The sequence below is a fragment of the Sphingorhabdus sp. genome (assembly GCF_040079335.1).
GTDB lineage: Bacteria > Pseudomonadota > Alphaproteobacteria > Sphingomonadales > Sphingomonadaceae > Sphingorhabdus_B.
Window position 1 is genome coordinate 1 of sequence record NZ_JBEBKL010000057.1, and the last position, 13,753, is coordinate 13,753.

Genomic DNA, 13,753 nt, shown 5'->3' on the forward strand with positions numbered 1-13,753 from the left:
TTGCTGCGCAACTGCCACCTCCCCAACGCGAGTCGTTGGGGAGGAACAAGGAGAATGATATGCGTTTCGCCGGCTATGCCGCCATTTTCGACCATCCCGATCGCGGCGGCGATATCGTCCGCAAGGGTGCTTTTGCGCGCGCGGCGAAGGCCGGGTTGCCGCTATTGTGGCAGCATGACCAGGGCCGCCGCATCGGCTTTGTCGAACGGATCGAGGAGGATGCGCGTGGCCTGCGCGTCATCGCGCAGATGGATCCTTCCGCGCCGCCGGTGGTGAGTGGGGCAGGGCTTTCCTTTGGCTACCGCGTACGCGGTAGCGCGCAGGGAACATATCGTGAACTTACTGACCTCGACCTGATTGAGGTCAGCGTCGTCAACCATCCCATGCAACCGCTGGCGCGGGTGCTGGCGGTCCATCCAGAAAAGGAGTGAATATGGACTATGAAGTGAAAGCCGACCCGTTGGAGGCGGCATTTGAGGCGGCGGCGGTGCCTGCTGCCATATTGCGACCGCAGCTCGCAGCGGGCGATGCGGTCGATCCGGCGCGTTCCGCCTTTGTCGAAGGCTATTTGCGAAAAGGTCGCGAGGTCGAGTTGAAAAGCTTTGCTGGCAACGTCCCCGCCGATGGCGGCTATGCCGTGCCGAAAGAAATCGACGCGGTGATCGATGCGACGCTGAAATCGATCTCCCCGATCCGTGTGGTCGCCAATGTCGTGCAGGTCGGCAGCGCGGGCTATCGCAAGCTGGTGACGACCAACGGCGTTGCGTCCGGCTGGGCATCCGAAGTCGCCGCCCGACCGACCACCGCGACGCCGACCTTCAACGAAATCGTGCCGAGCTTTGGCGAGCTTTACGCCAATCCGGCGGCCACGCAGGCGATGCTCGACGATGCGCAATTCGATGTCGAGGCCTGGCTGGCGGATGAAATCGCGACGCAATTTGCCAAGGCCGAAGGAACCGCATTTGTGAATGGGGACGGCGTTGACAAACCAAAAGGGTTCCTAACCTACACAGCGGTTGCGACTGGTGATGCCACGCGCACTTTTGGCCAGCTGCAATATGTGCCCGTGGGCGCGGCGTCGGATTTCCCGGCGACCAACCCGCAGGACAAGTTGCTCGATCTCGTCCACGCACTGCGCGCGCCCTATCGCCAGGGCGCAGTGTGGGTGATGAATTCGGCGACGCTCGCCAAGATCCGCAAGTTCAAGACCAGTGATGGCGCCTTTGTCTGGACGCCGGGGCTTGTCACCGGCCAGCCCGATACGCTGCTCGGCTATCCGGTGGTTGAAAGCGAGGATATGCCCGATATCGCCGCCAACGCTATGCCGATTGCCTTTGGTAATTTCCGCGCGGGATACCTCATCGCCGAACGCAGCGAGACCAATATCCTGCGCGATCCCTATTCGAACAAGCCCTATGTCAATTTCTACGCGACCAAGCGGATCGGCGGGGCGGTTTCGAACAGCGAAGCGATCAAGCTGCTGCGGATTGCGGCTTCGTAATATCAGATCCTCCCCATCGACCTGCGATGGGGAGGGGGACCGCGCGAAGCGTGGTGGAGGGGAGGCGGATGAAGTCCGCCCAACTGTCGCTGCAATTCCCCTCCGTCAGTTGCTGCGCAACTGCCACCTCCCCATCGCAAGTCGATGGGGAGGAGTAAGGACATGCTATGCCCCCATTTCAATTCCAACGTGGTGAGACGGTTTCGCTCGCGCTCGACGCCGTGACGGGTGATCCCCTTACCGTCACGGCCATTGGCGCGGTGATGAAAGCCGTCCCGCCCGGCCGCACCGGCGTGCCCGATGGCGCGCCGGTTGCGGCCACTTTTTCTGTGAGCCCGCGTGCAGCAGTCGGCGAAATCCCCGCTGGCTGGACGCTGACGATTGATGCCGCGACATCGGCAATGCTCGCGCCCGGAGCCTATCTGGCCGATGCAAAGCTGGTGGTTGCGGGCGGTGTCATCGTGACCGAGCCGGTCGCGCTTCGCATCAAGCCTTCGGTGACGCCGTGATGCTGTTGCAATGGCGGCAGCCAGAACCTGCTTTGGCGTTGCGCTGGCGCGGGCCGGATGGGGGCATCGTGGCAACCGTCGCGGCCAATCCGCCGTCGCCGGTTCCAACGGTCATTGGTCCACCCGGTTTGGCGGGACCCCCAGGTCCCGAAGGGCCGGTAGCCGAGATCATCGACGGTGGGACGTTTAACTGAATCAATTCCTCCCCATCGCAAGTCGATGGGGAGGATTTCCAGAAGGAATAGCAGATGCCCAGATTACAACTTAAGCGGGGCCTCAAGGCCAACCTTCCCTCCGCCTCGATGCTGGCGGGGGAGGCGCATTTTACGACTGATCGCGGTACGTTGCACGTCGCCACTGGCGCGACGTCGAAACTACCCGTGGTACCGGCGATCGACGATCTGGCAACAATCGCTGCCGTCGATGGTGCTGCAGACTTTCTGATCCTCCACGACGCTTCGGCAGCGGGGCAGAAGGAGGGCAAGATCACGGTCGATGCCTTCAAGACCGCACTCAACATCCCGTCATCTGACCTCGACGAAAAGGCCGCTGTCGTTGCGGGCGGCACATCTGGTTATATATGGGGAACAAATGGAACCGACGGGGTTATTCGGATGAACGCATCGATGGCGTGGAGCAAGGATGCGGGCAATGCCTTTGTCACACTTGCGGTCGGTGATGTCGATTGCGGGACATTCTGATCGATGCCGTCGCTTTCGCACAAACGCGGGACGCGTGCGCAAATTGATGCGGCGGCTTCATCCGGTCAACTGCGGACCGGCGAGGTCTATCTGATCACAGACGAGGCGCGGCTGACGGTAGGAACTGCAACCAATGCCCATGCACCTGCCGCCAAGCAAAGCGAGGCGGGAGGAGGTGGAAGCGATCCATGGACATGGCAGAAGCTCGCCGCCGATGTCGCGAACAGCACAACCACGCTGTCCGCCGCCACCGGGCTGTCGTTCGCCGCAAGCGCCAACACCTCCTATCTGGTCAAAGTTTACGGTGCATTGCAATCTGCGGCCACAACTACGGGGGCGGCTCTGGCGGTTGATATTCCGTCCGGTTCAGTGGTTGGTCAGGCGCTGATTAATTCCAGTGCCTCTGCCGTGCTCGCAATCGAGCAAATCGCCGACAATGCCACCACCGGGGTGACCACCGGTGTTCGGGCAGCCAATACAAACATCCCTTTCCAGGCATGGTTTCGCGTCGACATCGGCGCAACCGGGGGCACTGTGCAGTTACAGTTCCGAAGCGAGATCGCCGGGTCAGCCGTCACATTAAAGGCGGGCCTGACCGCAATGGGTCGCCGCGCGATCTAATTCCCAAGGAGAAAGCTATGATCAGCCGCGATGCGGTGGTGCTCGACAGCGCGATGCTGGACGAGGCCCGCGCCTATTTGCGCCTTGAAAATGAGGAGGAAGATGCCTCGCTGGGCACCATCCTGCTCGGCGCGATCGGCCATGCCGAAGCCTATCTGGGGCAGATGTTGTTGCGGCGAAATGTCCGCGAAGTTTTGCCTGCGAGCACGGCTTGGCAACGACTGACCGCCTTGCCGGTTACTTTAGTGAACTCGGTGACTGGCATTCCCGCCGAGGGCATGCCTTTTGCGTTGCTGGCCGAAGCTTACAAGATCGAGGTCGACGCCCATGGCGAAGCCTGGCTGCGGATCACCCAGCAAGGTTCAGCGGGTCGAGTAGAAGTAGCCTGTCTGGCGGGCATGGCGCTGACATGGGCTGAGCTGCCTGAAGCGATACGCCTTGGCATATTGCGTTTGGCCGCCCACCTTCACCTGCATCGCGACAATCCGGATGACCCCGGTCCACCCGAAGGCGTGGTGGCGTTGCTACGCCCCTGGCGGCGGAGGCGGATCGCATGAGCGCCGAGTTTCTGGGAATGCTGCGCGAACGCGTGACCATCGAACATCGGCTTGGCAACCGCGACGCACTGGGCGGGGCGAGCGGGCGCTATGCCTATGGCGGCGCGGCGTGGGTCGCGGTGTCACCACTGATCCCGGCGGATTTGACGGCTGCCGATAGCCTTTCAGCGATGCCGCGCTGGCAAGTGACGATGCGCAAGCGCGAAGGCATAGACCTGCGCACCCGCCTTGTCTGGCGCGGGCGCTTTCTGGGCGTTCGCAACATCAACAGCGACCCACGCGATCCGGCGCGAATGGTGCTGACCTGTGAGGAGGCGCGTTGATGTTCGAACGATTGCAGGAAGCCGCCGATCGCAAGGCGGACAAGCTGTTATTACGCGTCATTCATCGGCTTTCGCAAAACGAAACGCCCAAAGACATCGAGGTCGAGCCGATAGATGACGGCGTGCGCCTCTCTGGTCGCGGCCTGAAACGCCGCATGATCGACGATGCCCAATTAAGGAATTTTGGACGATGAGCGATGCTTTGGAAGTTTTGCAAAGCGCACTGGTGACCGCTGTGGAAACGCATCCGGTGTTGGCCGAAGAGTTGATGGGTGTCTTTGATGGCCCGCCATCTCGAGCTGCCTTTCCCTACGTTTCGATCAACGACGGTGCGACCACCGACTGGAGCACAAAAACAGCGCTGGGTCGCGAATTCCGCATTGGCTTGACCGTGTGGGACGATGGTGAAAGCGCGACGCGGCTGCACCAGTTGATCGGGCATGTCGAGGATGCGGTGGCGGCGCTGCCGCGCGATCTTTCGGGATGGCGCATTGCCAGTATCGTTTTCCTGCGCTCCTTTGTGGCGCGCAATCCGGCGGGCACCTGGGCGGGCGTCGTCGATTACCGGATAAGGATGCTTTCGACCGCTTAAGGTCAAACCATCGGATAGTCGCTCTTGCGCTTCCGCCTTTTGGGCAGTTCGGCCCTGCATTCGGGTAGCAAGACCGCCGGTCCGCGGCTTTCGGGCTGCGGCGTCGGCAGCAGGCCTTCGGGTGCTGCGCGAGGCGGCTCTGCGGGAGCGGTTTTGTGCGCACCCATCATGATTTCGGCTGACGGACAAGCGTCCGCAGCTTTCGTATTTTGCTGCGTCCCCAGTGGTGCAGCAATCAAGCTGCTCGCGAGCAGCATTCCAACCAGCATGGCGACCTCCTCTCCCCAGATTGAGTCGTCTTGAAACGGAGACAGTATCGATGCCTGCAGAAAAGGGAAGTGCCTTCTTGCTGAAGGTTGGCGACGGCGGTTTGCCGCCGGTTTATGCGACAATTGCAGGGTTGCGAACAACGCAACTCAGCATCAATGGCGATGCCGTTGTCATCACCAACAAGGACTCGGGCGCGTGGCGCGAATTGCTGTCGGGCGCGGGTGTCCGGTCGGTATCGGTTTCGGGCGCCGGGGTGTTTACCGGCTCGGTCGCAGAAACGCGGATCAAGTCCAATGCTTTGTCGGGTGTGCTTGATGATTATGAGTTGAGTTTTGAGAGCGGCGAACGGCTACGCGGAAAATTCCTCGTGGCACGGCTCGACTATGCCGGAGATTTCAACGGTGAGCGTAGCTATACGCTCGCGCTTGAAAGCTCCGGCCCTGTGGTGACGTTGTGAGCCGGGCTGCCAATCCCTTGCGTGGAGAGGCCATGCTGCAATTTGGCGATCATGCCATTTTGCTGCGCCCGAGCTTTGCAGCATTGGTTGCAGCAGAGGAAGAACTCGGCCCGCTATTCGCGCTGGTCGAACGGGCTGCCAGCGGGCAACTCAAGCTGTCGGAAATGGTAGCGCTGTTCTGGCATTGCCGGTTCGATGCGCCGGACGATTTGGACAGGGCAGGCTTTGCCGAAGCGGTCGCCGCGAACGGCATTGCCGCAAACACGCCCGTGCTGAAAATTCTGCTCGGGCAGATTTTGTCGGGGCAATGAGCTTTGCCGAGACCGCGCGCATGCTCGCCGGGCAGACCGCGTTGCTCCTGGGCTGGCGGCCCGACGATTATTGGAACGCCACCCCTGCCGAGCTGATGGCCATTTTGAACACCATGCCCCGGCCTGATGAAGACGCGGCAGACAGCTCGATGCTGTCTGCATTGATGCAGCAATTCCCTGATGCCCCCACCGGAGGTGACTAATGGATGAAGAAATCGAACGGCTGGTCGTCTCTGTCCGCGCCGATACGCAGGGCTTTGCCCGCGATGTTGCAAACATGCGTGCAGAGATGGAGGGCCCCTTTGCTGCGGGGATTGAACGGACCGGTCGGTTGCTCGAAAGCAGCCTGACCCGCGCGATCCAGACCGGGAAATTTGGCTTTGAGGATCTTCGCCGCATCGCGCTTTCGGCGCTCGCAGAAATCGCCTCGGCCGCAATCCGGTCCGGCATGAATTCGATATTGGGTGGTCCGGGCGGCGGGCAGGGGCAGGGCGGACTTTTCGCCTCGCTCGGCTCGATCCTCGCCAGCGCTTTGAGCGGGGCGCCGGGGCGGGCCACTGGCGGTCCGGTTACGCCGGGCCGGGCTTACCGTGTTGGCGAGCGCGGGCCCGAACTTTTCGTGCCGACATCGGCTGGTCGTGTGGAGGCGGCGTCCGGCACTGCGCGCGGCGGCGTGAATGTGAACCTAACGGTCAACGTCTCGGACAATGGCCGGGGCAGCGCGCCCGATGCCCTGCAGCGGTCGAGCCGCCAAATGGTGCGCTCGCTGCGCCGGGCTTTGGCCGAAGTCGAGGCTTGATCGATGGCCTATTGGATCTGCAAAAAGCGCAGGCGGCAGGAAAGCAGCCCGGTAATGCGCTTCGACCCGCGTTTCTGGACGCTCAACTTTCCCCGACCGATGATGGCGTCAGTGGTTACCAAAGGTGCGGAAGCTCTCCGCGTGAACACTGTTTTCTACCGGGCCAATGACCTTGCCGGGTTGATCTGGGAAAGCGAGGATGTGTGGGATCACCCTTTGCTCGCTTATGAGACTAACCGGGATTACCGCCACCTGATCCTGCGCTTTCGTTGGCAAAGCGATGGCGTGATGCCGCTCGATGCTATCAACGGGCCGACGCTGACCATCGAAGGTCGCGACGCAGCGGGGGCGCCGAAAAGCTGGTTTGTGCGGCTCTGGAACTATGCGGTCGGAACGCCGACCGATGCGATCATCTCTTTGCCTTTCAGCAGCATCGAGGGCGGATTTGCCCTTCCTGCGGATGCCGACCCGCTGTTCGCGGGCGATATCGACCGCATGTTCATCTCGATCGTCCCGCCAAATTATAGCGAAACCGGCGGTGATTTGCCGGCAGCTACAGAGGGCTGGGTCGAACTGTCCGAAATCCGCAGCGACGGGGCGGGCGCGATGCTCGACACCGGCGATGCGATGGTTCCCGAACATGACCTCAAAATGGCTACTGGCTTTGACGATGCCTATAATCAGACGCCTGAAAGGTTGCTGCGGCAAATCCGCGCGCTCGGCTATCGCAGTACGATCAACCATTATGTCGGAATGAGCCACTATTACCGGCTCGAGCCTTTGTCGGGCGGGCATTATGTAAGTCTTGCGGGCGGCGCGCTTAACGCGCCGTGCAGCGCCTGGCATCTCGATTTTGCGCAGTGCGCTAAGGCGATGGGCTATGATCTGATCTTTTCGCTCAGCTATGAATTGTTTGACACCAATTGCTGGAACGACTGGAAGCAGCGCGCGGAAAATGGCGATCCTGCACTGACCGGTTGGTCACCGCCCTCGACATTGCTGTCTCCCGCCCATGCCGGGGCGATGGCTTATCTGCAGGCAGTAGGAAGAGCCTTCGCCTATATCCAGAAGCTGGCGGGGCTCCCGGTCAAGTTCCAGATCGGCGAACCTTGGTGGTGGACGATGCCTGACGGACGCATCTGCCTCTATGATGCAGCCGCACTGGCGTCATTCGGGCCGCAGGCGGTTTCGATACCGGATATAAGGGGGCCGAAATCCCTGGCGCAAAATGCAATGCTCGACAAGGCTGGCGAACTTCTCGCGGCCTCGACTGCGGCGCTGGTTGCGGCGGTGGAGGCTGAGGCCGGGACCTCGCCCTTTACCAGCCACCTTCTGGTCTATCTGCCCACGGTCATCGATCCGCTTTCACCCGAAGCCAAACGTGCCAATGTGCCAGTGCAATGGGCATCGCCTGCCTTCGATGTGCTGCAGCTGGAAGATTATGATTGGGTCACGACCGGCAATCATGGCGCAACGGCGCGCGGATTTGCAGAGATGAATATGCGGCTCGGCTATCCGGTTGCGCAGCAGCATTATTTTTCGGGCTTCGTGCTGCAGCCGGGCAGCGATGCGCAGTGGTTCGATATCGAGCGCGCGGTCGAGCTCGCCAAGGCCCGCGCGACGGCTGAGGTCTATGTCTGGGCGCTGCCACAGGTCGCGCGCGATGGTTTTGTGCATTTTCAGATAGGCAATGAAAGCGAGGCCGATATGGAGGCTTTTCACGATATCCTGTTCCCGCTCGGCATCGGGCGCGAAGCCGAGGTTGCGGCGGAATTTTCAACCAATGTCGTGACGCTGATGTCAGGGCATGAGCGACGGAACAGCGACTGGGCCGATGCCCGTATGGCCTATAATGTTGCGCCCGGGGTCCGATCCGAAGCCGAGCTGGTCGAATTGATGCAGTTTTTTCGGGCGCGGCGTGGCGCTGCAGTCGGTTTCCGGTTCAGCGACCCATTCGACAACAGTTCGCATGCCAACAATGGCGATCCCGGTATGCTTGATCAACATCTTGGTATTGGTGACGGCGTTCAAACCCTTTTCCAGCTGCTCAAACGATATGGCGACGGGGAATCCGCACAAGTACGGGCGATAACCCGACCGCGCACCGGGAGCGTTCGCATCGCTATCAATGGCGTGGCAACGACGGCCTGGACGCTAGGCCCGTTGGGGCAAATCCAGTTTGAGGCACCTCCTTCGGCGGCAGCAGAAGTAACTGCGGGCTTCCGTTTCGATGTTCCGGTGCGCTTCGATCAGGATCGGATCGATGTCAGCCGGTCAACCTTTGGCGCTGGCGAAATGCCTAATGTGATGCTCGTCGAGATCAAGGAGGCGGCGTGACTTATCCTTGGCTTGAGGGACAGCTCACCTCCACAGCTTATGGCTGGCGGTTGGAACGGAGCGATGGCGTTGCCATAGGCTTCACCTCGCACGACCGCGATGTCTTGATCGATGGCCTAGTGTATCGATCGAGCCCGGGAATGGCACCCAGCTCGATTGTCGAAACGCTGGGTCTGGAAATAGGCAGTCTCGAGGTCAGCGGCGCACTGACGAGCGATGCCATTCGAACCGAAGAGATTGAGGCAGGGCTTTGGGACGGCGCGGCATTGACTGTTTTCCTATTCGATTGGTCTGATCCGATAGCGGCGATATTTACTTTGGCGATGGGGCATTTGGGCGCGATTAACTGGTCAGGTTCCGCCTTTGAAGTCGAATTTCTGGGACCAGCCGCGCGGCTTTCGGCATCGGGTGTGCCACTTGCATCGCCCACCTGTCGCGCGCGCTTCGCTGGGCCGGGCTGCAACCTCAACGCACGCCGGTTCACGCAGGAGGCGGTGATTATCGCGGCGCAAGGCCAAACGCTGACTTTGGCAACGCCATTAGCATCGGATCCATCGCATTTCGCCTTGGGTGAGCTGCGCTGGCTGGCCGGCCCCAATTGCGGTCAGAGGCAACAGATCGTGTCGGCAACCGCGACCGGGATCATATTGATCGCACCGCCTGCGTTCCCGGTCGAAGAATCCGCTCTAGTTAGTTTGCTGCAGGGCTGTGACCGCACCATCGCAACCTGTTCTGGCCGTTTCGAGAATGCCCTGAATTTCAGGGGTGAACCTTATCTGCCGGGCAACGATCTGCTGACCCGCTATCCAGGCGGGAGTTGACGCGTGTCTGCCAACAGCATCGCTGCGCGCGCAATGACGCAACTGGGCACGCCTTTTCGGATGCGGGGTCGCACACCCGGCATTGCGTTGGATTGTATCGGCTTGGCCTTGGCGGCTCTCGGGCCGCTGGCGAAAACAAATTTGCCCTGTCCGAACTATGCAATGCGCGGCGACTATCGGTCTATCGTTTGTTCCTATTTCGCTGAATTGCCGTTCCGTGCATTGGCCGAAGGTGAAGCTGCATGCGACGGGGATATTCTGCTTGCCAGCCCGGCCCCTTCCCAACTGCATCTGTTGGTTAGAGCCAATGGCGGCTGGGTGCACGCACATGCTGGCTTGGGACGCATAGTATTCACGCCAGAATGGCCCAATTGGCCGATATTGCACCGCTGGCGATTTACCGGAGACTGAAATGGCAACGCTGATATTGACCGCCGTGGGCTCCGCAGTAGGCGGCCCGCTCGGCAGTGCTATTGGTGCCTTTGTCGGGCAACAGATTGATCGCGCGCTGATCGGCAACGGCCCGCGCAGGGAAGGGCCGCGGCTGAAGGAGCTTGAGGTGCAAACCTCCAGCTATGGCAGTGCGATACCGGCGGTTTATGGCTCGATGCGTGTCGCAGGGATCGTCTTTTGGGCGAGCGATCTGATCGAGCAACGATCGGTGTCGGGTGGCAGCAAAAGCCAGCCAGGGACAGCAACTTATAGCTATTCGGCAAATCTTGCGGTGGCGTTTTCGGGCAGGCCGATTGCCCGGGTGGGACGAATCTGGGCTGACGGCAATTTGCTGAGAGGCGCGGCAGGCGACCTCAAATTTGAGACCGAATTGCGGATCCACTATGGTCACCAAGATCAGCCGGTAGATCCGCTGTTGGCATCGAGCGAAGCGCCCGGCCGGTCGCCTGCCTATCGCGGTCTGGCTTATGCCGTTTTCGAAGGGCTGCAACTTGCAGAGTTTGGAAACCGGATTCCATCGCTGACCTTCGAGGTTTTTGAACGCGAAGATGCGGTACCGCTGCATGAAATTCTCAGCAATATCTCGGATCGGATCATTTCCGGGGAAACGCCTGAAACCCTCAATGGTTTTGCCATTCAAGGCAGCGACGCACGCACATCGATCGAACCGCTCATAAATACCTTTCCGGTAACGCTACGTCCGAAAGGCGATGGTCTTGAAATCGAAGGCTGGTTTGATGCCCCACATCTTGCCGCCGCCAGCCCATCTGCGATCAGGCTGAATGGAAAAGCGATAGAGCGCCCTGCAAAGAAGAGGGCTGCACAGTCGAACGCGGCAGCATCGATTGTGCTGCGATATTATGAAAAGGAGCGCGACTATCAGATAGGGCTGCAGCGCCACGGTCCCAGACTTATTCATGATCGCGAAACGCAGTTGGAGTTGCCCGCTTGCCTTTCTGCAGTCGCGGCGCAGCGATTGACGTCGTTGAATTGGCTGCAACAGATCAGGATGAAATCCCGATCGGTACGCGTTTCCACCTTTTCCAGTTCGCCTCCTATGGTTGGTCAGTTCCAAACTGAAACAAGAGAAAAAATTACGGAAATAGAATATCTTAATGGATGCTTCAGGGTCATGGGCCAAGGATGGCTCGACGCGGAGTCCGCGCCATCAGCAGTTGCCGACCCCGGGCGGGACGTTTCGTCACCAGACGTTACTGCTGGTCAGACGTTGCTTCAACTTGTCGATCTGCCAGCAATGATCGAGCCAATGCCTTCGCAACCTGTGCTGGGCGTTGTCGCGGCAGGGACAGGCGAAGGTTGGCGAAAAGCCCGGCTCGCTGTTCGCGAGGGCGCCGCATTGACAGAGTTGGGGCGCACTGCGTTGCCTGGCAGCATCGGTTGGCTGCTGTCTTCTTTACCTGCGCATAGCGGTCATCTCGTCGATACCGACCACAGTGTGATGGTCCGGGTCCATCATCCGGGTATGGACTTCCCGGCTGGTAGTGGCGATCCTTTGAGCCTTAACGCGCCGATAGTTCATGTCGCCGGCGAACTGATTAAATATGGCGTCAGTGAACAAATTGGCCCCCTCGATTTCAGACTGTCAAAGCTGGTTCGCGGTTGTTTCGGCAGCGAGGGAAAAATCGCACTCCACCCAGCGGATACACCTCTTTGCATTTTGTCGCCAGAGGCGATGACGCAATTCAATTCCATCGGCCTCGTATTTGGCGATTCTGTTTCGATCGAAGCCTATGGCATTGGTGATACCCTGCCGGTTGTAGCATCCCTTGCAAATGTCGGCCTAGCCATCCGACCGTTGCCGCCTTGTCACCTGAATGTGAAATTTGATTCAGGGCAGAATATGCAGATTTCGTGGCTGAGGCGGAGCCGTTTGGACAGAGGTTGGCGCGATTATGCGGATTTGCCCATTGATGAACCGCAATTGATCTTTGATGTTCAAATTGAAAGCGGCCTAACGCTGTTGGCGACGTTTCAACTTCAGTCGGAAACTCTGGAAATTTCGAGCACCACAATCGGCAGTTGGGGGTTGCTGTCAGGTGCGCCTTTGATCATCGGCATGCAGCAGCGCGGTGCCTATGCAGTGTCTGAGACGACCTCCATGTCAACAAACTTACCGTGAAACATATTCTGCTGAACAGTCGAGAGGAACCGAAACAATGTCGGAAGCAACTCCAAGGTTTGCGATGCCAAATATTATGGTTTCACAAGCACATAAAGAAATAACGCACAACGAAGCGCTCGCAATCATCGACGGGCTATTGCATGTCTCTGTCATAGATTCCGCATCGACTCCGCCCACATTGACGATTGCCGATGCCGGGAAATGCTGGTTGGTTGTTGTACCGGGGGCAGGCGCGTGGACCGGGAAAGAGAATAGGCTTGCAAGTTGGAACGGATCGGGTTGGCGGTTCGTTGAGCCCGTACAAGGAATGGCGATCTGGAACTTGCAGAACAATACCGAACTACGTTTTTCAGGCAGCGAATGGCTTCAGCCTGGCGTGGTGTTTGCCCCAGCCGGTGGAACAGTGGTGGACTTGGAAGCCAGAGCCGCATTCAACTTGTTACTAACGCATCTTCGCACTGTGGGCATTCTTGCAAATTAAGAGAGATGTAACATCAGCATCTGCTGAAAGTTAAATGCTGTAAACCTTGGCCATTTTTTCAAGAGAATCTGGAAATGGCGACATTTTGGCAACAGTTTAATGCCAAAGTTAGCTTGCAACGCAGGGCGAGACTCGATACATCTATCGCACCAGTTTTTCGTTCCTAAGATAGAAAAGGGGATAGTTGATGCGTAAGTTGGCCATAGGTTTGGCACTTGCTTCTACTGCTCTGGCAACACCATCAATGGCCCGTGACGGCCAGTGGTATGTCGGAGTAGATGGCGGTGCCATGATTGTCGAAGACTTGAAGGCCGATGTCGGCCCTGCTCCGATCGAAGCTTCGCTTGATACCGACACCGGTTATGATTTCGGTGCGGTCGTAGGTTATGACTTCGGCGGTTTCCGCCTCGAAGCCGAAACTTCATATCGTGAAGCTGACATCTCGGGTACTTCCAGTGCTTTGGGATTGCTTCCATCTGGTGCTGGCGCTGCGCTTGCTCGTGGCGGTTCTTACGACACTACAGGTGATGCCAATGCACTGAGTTTCATGGTCAACGGCATGCTCGACTTCGGCGAAGATGACGGCCTGCAGGGCTTTGTCGGCGGTGGCGTTGGCGTTGCTCGCGTTGATGTGCAAAACATTTTCGCAGCGCCATCATGGCTCGATGATTCGGACACCGGATTCGCTTGGCAGGCAATTGCCGGCATCCGCGCTCCGCTCAGCGACAGCTGGGATGTTGGTCTGAAGTATCGCTTCTTCAACGCACCGGGCGTAGATCTCGTTGACCGCCTCGGTCGTGACGTAAGCTCGCGCTTCCGTTCACACTCGCTGATGGGCAGCCTCGTGTATAACTTCGGTGGTGCACCGGAGCCGGAG

General features: G+C 59.3%; 21 protein-coding genes. 19 read left to right on the forward strand and 2 right to left on the reverse strand.

Translation table 11 applies throughout. From position 1 onward, the window contains the following. Window positions 1–59 precede the first annotated feature (59 nt). The 3 genes from ABL922_RS12730 (at window position 60) to ABL922_RS12740 (ending at window position 2,010) form a co-directional block, all read left to right on the forward strand. Entirely contained in the window at window positions 60–431 is a 372-nt protein-coding gene (locus ABL922_RS12730; RefSeq protein ID WP_349024585.1) for an HK97 family phage prohead protease, read from the forward strand. A gap of 2 nt (window positions 432–433) precedes the next feature. Beyond that, window positions 434–1,501, forward strand: coding sequence for a phage major capsid protein (locus ABL922_RS12735; protein WP_349024586.1), 1,068 nt, complete (start codon window positions 434–436; stop codon window positions 1,499–1,501). Window positions 1,502–1,668: 167 nt separating this feature from the next. Further along, window positions 1,669–2,010: a hypothetical protein gene (locus tag ABL922_RS12740; protein WP_349024587.1), complete on the forward strand. Its 342-nt coding sequence runs from the start codon at window positions 1,669–1,671 to the stop codon at window positions 2,008–2,010. Here the strand turns inward: ABL922_RS12740 and ABL922_RS12745 are convergent. Then, complete coding sequence (locus tag ABL922_RS12745) at window positions 1,988–2,125, reverse strand: hypothetical protein (protein ID WP_349024588.1); 138 nt, start codon at window positions 2,123–2,125, stop codon at window positions 1,988–1,990. The genes ABL922_RS12740 and ABL922_RS12745 overlap by 23 nt on opposite strands. A 133-nt stretch (window positions 2,126–2,258) precedes the next feature. Here ABL922_RS12745 and ABL922_RS12750 point away from each other — a divergent pair, with 133 nt between their 5' ends. The 6 genes from ABL922_RS12750 to ABL922_RS12775 are packed head-to-tail and all read left to right on the forward strand — an operon-like array spanning window position 2,259 to window position 4,804. Then, window positions 2,259–2,711 (forward strand): hypothetical protein, encoded by a 453-nt coding sequence (locus tag ABL922_RS12750; RefSeq protein ID WP_349024589.1) that lies wholly within the window; start codon window positions 2,259–2,261, stop codon window positions 2,709–2,711. Between the two features lie 3 nt (window positions 2,712–2,714). After that, window positions 2,715–3,332 (forward strand): hypothetical protein, encoded by a 618-nt coding sequence (locus tag ABL922_RS12755; protein ID WP_349024590.1) that lies wholly within the window; start codon window positions 2,715–2,717, stop codon window positions 3,330–3,332. A gap of 17 nt (window positions 3,333–3,349) precedes the next feature. Further along, window positions 3,350–3,889, forward strand: coding sequence for a hypothetical protein (locus ABL922_RS12760; protein WP_349024591.1), 540 nt, complete (start codon window positions 3,350–3,352; stop codon window positions 3,887–3,889). Continuing rightward, window positions 3,886–4,212 carry a head-tail adaptor protein gene (locus ABL922_RS12765; protein ID WP_349024592.1) on the forward strand — a complete coding sequence of 109 codons (327 nt, stop codon included), beginning with the start codon at window positions 3,886–3,888 and terminating at the stop codon, window positions 4,210–4,212. Before ABL922_RS12760 ends, ABL922_RS12765 begins: the two co-directional genes overlap by 4 nt. Then, window positions 4,212–4,406, forward strand: a complete 195-nt coding sequence (locus ABL922_RS12770; RefSeq protein ID WP_349024593.1) for a hypothetical protein — start codon at window positions 4,212–4,214, stop codon at window positions 4,404–4,406. Before ABL922_RS12765 ends, ABL922_RS12770 begins: the two co-directional genes overlap by 1 nt. Next, the gene (locus tag ABL922_RS12775; RefSeq protein WP_349024594.1) at window positions 4,403–4,804 is read left to right on the forward strand and encodes a DUF3168 domain-containing protein; all 402 of its coding nucleotides are present in this window, start codon (window positions 4,403–4,405) and stop codon (window positions 4,802–4,804) included. Before ABL922_RS12770 ends, ABL922_RS12775 begins: the two co-directional genes overlap by 4 nt. A gap of 2 nt (window positions 4,805–4,806) precedes the next feature. Here the strand turns inward: ABL922_RS12775 and ABL922_RS12780 are convergent, their stop codons facing one another. After that, entirely contained in the window at window positions 4,807–5,073 is a 267-nt protein-coding gene (locus ABL922_RS12780) for a hypothetical protein (protein ID WP_349024595.1), read from the reverse strand. 50 nt (window positions 5,074–5,123) lie between these two features. On the opposite strand from ABL922_RS12780, the gene ABL922_RS12785 reads away from it, so the two are divergent. The 10 genes from ABL922_RS12785 to ABL922_RS12830 form a co-directional block, all read left to right on the forward strand. Next, window positions 5,124–5,531, forward strand: a complete 408-nt coding sequence (locus ABL922_RS12785) for a phage tail protein (protein WP_349024596.1) — start codon at window positions 5,124–5,126, stop codon at window positions 5,529–5,531. Continuing rightward, entirely contained in the window at window positions 5,528–5,842 is a 315-nt protein-coding gene (locus tag ABL922_RS12790) for a gene transfer agent family protein (RefSeq protein ID WP_349024597.1), read from the forward strand. Before ABL922_RS12785 ends, ABL922_RS12790 begins: the two co-directional genes overlap by 4 nt. After that, the gene (locus ABL922_RS12795) at window positions 5,839–6,045 is read left to right on the forward strand and encodes a phage tail assembly chaperone (protein ID WP_349024598.1); all 207 of its coding nucleotides are present in this window, start codon (window positions 5,839–5,841) and stop codon (window positions 6,043–6,045) included. Before ABL922_RS12790 ends, ABL922_RS12795 begins: the two co-directional genes overlap by 4 nt. Then, entirely contained in the window at window positions 6,045–6,641 is a 597-nt protein-coding gene (locus ABL922_RS12800; RefSeq protein ID WP_349024599.1) for a tail tape measure protein, read from the forward strand. The genes ABL922_RS12795 and ABL922_RS12800 overlap by 1 nt, the downstream gene beginning before the upstream one ends. Window positions 6,642–6,644: 3 nt before the next feature. Beyond that, window positions 6,645–8,978 carry a DUF2460 domain-containing protein gene (locus ABL922_RS12805; protein ID WP_349024600.1) on the forward strand — a complete coding sequence of 778 codons (2,334 nt, stop codon included), beginning with the start codon at window positions 6,645–6,647 and terminating at the stop codon, window positions 8,976–8,978. Then, window positions 8,975–9,799 (forward strand): DUF2163 domain-containing protein, encoded by an 825-nt coding sequence (locus ABL922_RS12810; protein WP_349024601.1) that lies wholly within the window; start codon window positions 8,975–8,977, stop codon window positions 9,797–9,799. Before ABL922_RS12805 ends, ABL922_RS12810 begins: the two co-directional genes overlap by 4 nt. A 3-nt stretch (window positions 9,800–9,802) precedes the next feature. Continuing rightward, window positions 9,803–10,210: a peptidoglycan endopeptidase gene (locus tag ABL922_RS12815; protein ID WP_349024602.1), complete on the forward strand. Its 408-nt coding sequence runs from the start codon at window positions 9,803–9,805 to the stop codon at window positions 10,208–10,210. A 370-nt stretch (window positions 10,211–10,580) separates the two neighbouring features. Next, window positions 10,581–12,392 (forward strand): phage tail protein, encoded by a 1,812-nt coding sequence (locus ABL922_RS12820; protein ID WP_349024603.1) that lies wholly within the window; start codon window positions 10,581–10,583, stop codon window positions 12,390–12,392. Between the two features lie 37 nt (window positions 12,393–12,429). Beyond that, window positions 12,430–12,876 carry a DUF2793 domain-containing protein gene (locus ABL922_RS12825; protein WP_349024604.1) on the forward strand — a complete coding sequence of 149 codons (447 nt, stop codon included), beginning with the start codon at window positions 12,430–12,432 and terminating at the stop codon, window positions 12,874–12,876. Window positions 12,877–13,063: 187 nt separating this feature from the next. Continuing rightward, on the forward strand, window positions 13,064–13,753 hold a 690-nt coding region (locus ABL922_RS12830; RefSeq protein ID WP_349024605.1), incomplete at its 3' end, for an outer membrane beta-barrel protein.